Here is a 1,293-nt window from a genome sequence, read left to right as displayed (position 1 = left end):
TTAGAACTTTTTTGAAAAAAAGAGGGGAAGTGGGGAAGGGACATTCGGGAAGGAAAAAACGGGTATAGAGTTCCTGGTTTCAGTCTTTTAGACATTTCTGCATGCTGTCTCTGCACTGTGCTTTTTTGCGATGCTCCTGTTCCTTCTTTCCCTCATCGGGGCTGTCTTGTGGATCGGTATGACAGTGCTTGAAAGGTATCCGCACACTTACAATTACTTGAATCTGATAGAAGAGAATGCTGAGGGCCAATACAAAAATGCCAGCTTGATGATGCATCCACAGCACCCTGTACACAGTTGCACACAGCCAAAAGTGGTTATCCACAATATCTGAAAGTTGTTAATATTTTTTCAGTACAACTGTACTGAAAAAAGCGGAGATCCTAACTAATTACAATACAGTCGTGCTAAATAGATTGAAAATTATTATTATTCTGATAGTATTAAGCTGTGCCAAAACTAATTGACCTTCACGAGCGTAAACAGTCGATTGCACAAGCTACATGGAAAATCATGCTTTATAAAGGAATGGAAGGTGTGTCCGCGAGAAGTATTGCAAAGGAGGCCGGCTTGTCATTAGGGGCATTGCGGTATTATTTTTCCTCACAAGAAGAGCTGATGCTTTATGCAGAAGCATTGCTTTTTGAACGGTTGACAGAAAAAACGATTGAGATTTTCCAGGAAGAACAGACTCCGCTGGAAAAAATCATTGGCGTGCTGATGGCATTTCTGCCGGCCAAAGGCGAATCGGCAACAGAAGCCAAAGTGAGGCTGATCTTTAAGCTGCACGGACGCCATAGCAGGAAGGACTATCAGGAAGAGCAGGATGTGGCCCTGCAGGCCATTAAGAACATCATGTCGAATTTCATTTTATTGAATTTGCTGAAAAAAGGACTGGATGTTCCGTTAGAAACAGACCGGCTGATCTGTTTGCTGGACGGTATGGTCTTGGACGCGATGGTCAGACCGGAGCGGTGCACCCAAGAGCATCAGCGGAAAATGATCGTTCATCACTTGAATGCCATTTGTAAAGAAGAAGTCGACAGATAAAATAACGGCAGCCAAGACAGAAAATTTGTCTTGGCTGCCGTTATTTTATGGAATGATGGTCTTCTGTCAAGAAAGTGGACACGGAAATACTGTTCTTTTTCTTCAAGAACCCTATCTCGCTCCGCTTGATCGGACGGCCATGAGAAGCGGTTCAAAAGCGAAACGCTTCTCATGGCCGTTAAACTGTTACGAAAACAATCATTCACATTTCAGAGATGCATAAATTTTTTCTTAATTTTCGGG

Annotated in this window: 1 protein-coding gene; it reads left to right on the top strand. The window is 42.9% G+C overall.

Translation table 11 applies throughout. The annotated features are described in order from the left end of the window. The first annotated feature begins 450 nt into the window (after positions 1 to 450). Positions 451 to 1,050 (top strand): TetR/AcrR family transcriptional regulator, encoded by a 600-nt coding sequence (locus J7I83_RS17660; protein WP_215102602.1) that lies wholly within the window; start codon positions 451 to 453, stop codon positions 1,048 to 1,050. The last annotated feature ends 243 nt before the right edge of the window (positions 1,051 to 1,293 follow it).

The organism is Planococcus sp. ISL-110, assembly GCF_018613575.1.
Classification (GTDB): Bacteria; Bacillota; Bacilli; order Bacillales_A; family Planococcaceae; genus Planococcus.
This window is presented reverse-complemented; position numbering and strand designations above follow the sequence as displayed.